Below are 2,710 nucleotides of genomic sequence, written 5' to 3' on the forward strand. Positions count from 1 at the left end.
TGTCTATAACGGTGATACTGGGCCAGCGAAAACGGATGATAGCGGGCCAGTCATTACGATAATCAGTGGGCCACTTTTCAATACAATTATAAGGGTTTAATTTTAATGGCTCAACTGTTTTTTTCTTCTGAAAGATTCCCCTTCCAATTCAATTCGATGAGACGAGAAAACAATCCTGTCAAGTATGGCATCAGCAGCAGTACTTTCTCCAATTAGTCCATGCCAGCTTGCCACTGGTATCTGTGTGGCGATTATAGTGGATGAACTCTCATGTCTTTCTTCAATAACATCCATCAACACATTTCTGGCCTGCTGATCAATATTGGCCAGACCAAAGTCATCCAGTATAAGCAGTTCAGTTTTTTGTATACGCTTGATCAGTTTATAATAAGTGCCCTGTAGTTTGGCTAGCTTAGCAAGGTCAAAGAACCGTGCAGTATTGTAATACATTGTACTGTGCAGCATCTGACAAGCCTTAACACCAATGCTCTGCGCTAGAAAACTTTTACCACAACCACTGGAACCGGTAATGATAAGATTCTCTTTTTTCTGGAGAAAGTTGAGACTTAACAGCCTTTCAAATGTTGTTTTATCCAGGCCTCTTTTAGCCTGATAATCGATATCTGAGGAAGAAGCTGCTTGTTTAAAGCCAGCACGTTGTATCAAGCTTTCGATATTTCGGTTTTGCCGATTTTCCCATTCTGTATCTATCAGCATCGAAAGGAAATCGTCCAGGGTGTAATCCTGGTAAAGGTGTTCGGTGATGCTGCGATGGTAAAGGTTTGCCATCGCGTTCATACGCATACGACGCATTTTTTCTACGGTGTTGTGTTCGTTCATGATTTTGTTGTTGTTATTTGTCTAATAAAAAAGTGTAATTCTAGTGGGGTCAATATGATCCAGAACCCACTTACCTGTAATGACTTGCACCACGAATGTTACTGTGTTCTGGAATCGGTGGCCCGGACTGAACCTCCGGATCCTGCACCTGTGTATCCAGATTGTTTTTCAATATCATTTCGATGGTACGATAAGAGGCTTTATGGTATTCCAAAGCCCTTTTACAAGCACCTTCCAACCGGTCTTTGTTATAAGTTTTTACAAAAGATAAGATCCCCTGGCTTTGTTTATAAGCAATTTCCGGATAGTTGTACTGGCTAAATAACCGCTCAATGTAGGCCAGGGTATCTGGCCCTATTTGACGGGCGCGGTTCTGGAAGTATTCAGGGCTCCAACTGCCGTAAGCCTGATGAGAGGAAGGCATGTGGTCTGCTGTGGTCGTATAATGACCAGCTTTGTAGTTTCTTTCATGACTGGCAATCCGGTCATGGTTATAGAAGACCTCCAGCTTATCCTGATTATATTGTACCTCTACATGCAAACCCGTAAACCGATAAGGGACGCTGTAATAATTACGGTCTTCACTCATGTAGATATGTGCGGTCTTTTGCACTTTGGCCCGACGGTATTGACGTATACTGTAAGAACCTGGGGTGATCTGCTGTAAATATTGCTTTTCCAGGTCAATAAAATAACTTCTGCGGCTACCACCACCGTGGGAGAACAAGTAATCGTTATATTCCTCCAGTAGTTCAGCAATCGCTTTATTAAGGTCTTTAAGGCTGAAATAAGTGTGCTTACGTAAATGATAATAGATGCGCTGGTAAACAAGTTCTACACTGCGCTCTACCAGTGCTTTATCCTGAGGATGATGTGGTCTTGCTGGATCCACCACGCAACCATAATGCAGTGCGAAACCGGCAAAAGTTTTATTAATCACAGGTGCGTATTTACTGCCTTTGCTGACTGCTGATTTCAAATTATCTGAAACGATGGCCTGTGGAACTCCACCCATCCATCTCAAACAAGATTCCATACAACTGATCAGGTCTTCCCGTTTCTGAGAAGGAACTGAAGTGACGAAGGTATACTGGCTGCAGGGAAGCACCGCAATGAATACTTCAACCTCAACCTGTTCACCGGTAGATCTGTCAACGTACCAGGGCTTCTTACCACAAAAGTCAATAAATAACTTTTCGCCGGCTTTATGAATCAGCTTACCACTATGGCGGCTCCTGTTCTTCCAATTCCGGTAGTGAAGAGCAAACTGAGTATATTTATATCCATTAGGGTCCTTCTCGAAATATTCTTTCCAGAGTTCCTGCAAGGTACCGCCAGGCTTTTGCAGTTCTTTCTGGAAATCTGAAAATTGATTGCTTAAGGTCTCATAGCGCTCCTTTTCAGTTTGGCTGTTTTCGGTAAACAAATCTCTAAGATCACACTCCTGAAGCTCTGCAAGCTCCTGATAGGTAAGATTCAGTGCCTTAAAACGGCTGGTGTAACTGTCCACCGTTTTGCGGTTCACTTTTAAATAATCTGCAACCTTGCGGTTACTCAAGCCTTTCAGTTTAAAGATGATTAAACTCCGTAATTCCATGATATCAATTCTTTGTCCTGCCATGTATCTGTTAAGTGTTTCAGATACAAGACTATTAAAAATCATGAAAAGTGGCCCAATGACCTCCGTTTTATAAAGGAGTCAGCGGTTAGGCTTTTGGCCCAGTGACCTCCGTTTTGATCCTATAATCAGCAAGGGAATCTTTGGCCCAATGGCCTCCGTAATGGCGGCCAATCTTTTGGCCCAACGATTTCCGTTTTGACTGGCCCAGTATCACCGTTATGCTTGGCCCAATGACTACCGTATTAGACA

General features: G+C 42.8%; 2 protein-coding genes. Both read right to left on the reverse strand.

The genetic code is table 11. The features are described from left to right. Positions 1-102 precede the first annotated feature (102 nt). Positions 103-840 (reverse strand): IS21-like element helper ATPase IstB, encoded by a 738-nt coding sequence (istB, locus tag BLW16_RS22795; protein WP_090560189.1) that lies wholly within the window; start codon positions 838-840, stop codon positions 103-105. A gap of 70 nt (positions 841-910) precedes the next feature. Beyond that, positions 911-2,461 (reverse strand): IS21 family transposase, encoded by a 1,551-nt coding sequence (gene istA / locus BLW16_RS22800; protein WP_175470693.1) that lies wholly within the window; start codon positions 2,459-2,461, stop codon positions 911-913. Positions 2,462-2,710 lie beyond the last annotated feature (249 nt).

Origin of the sequence: Pedobacter hartonius (assembly GCF_900107535.1) — a bacterium.
Lineage (GTDB): Bacteria > Bacteroidota > Bacteroidia > Sphingobacteriales > Sphingobacteriaceae > Pedobacter > Pedobacter hartonius.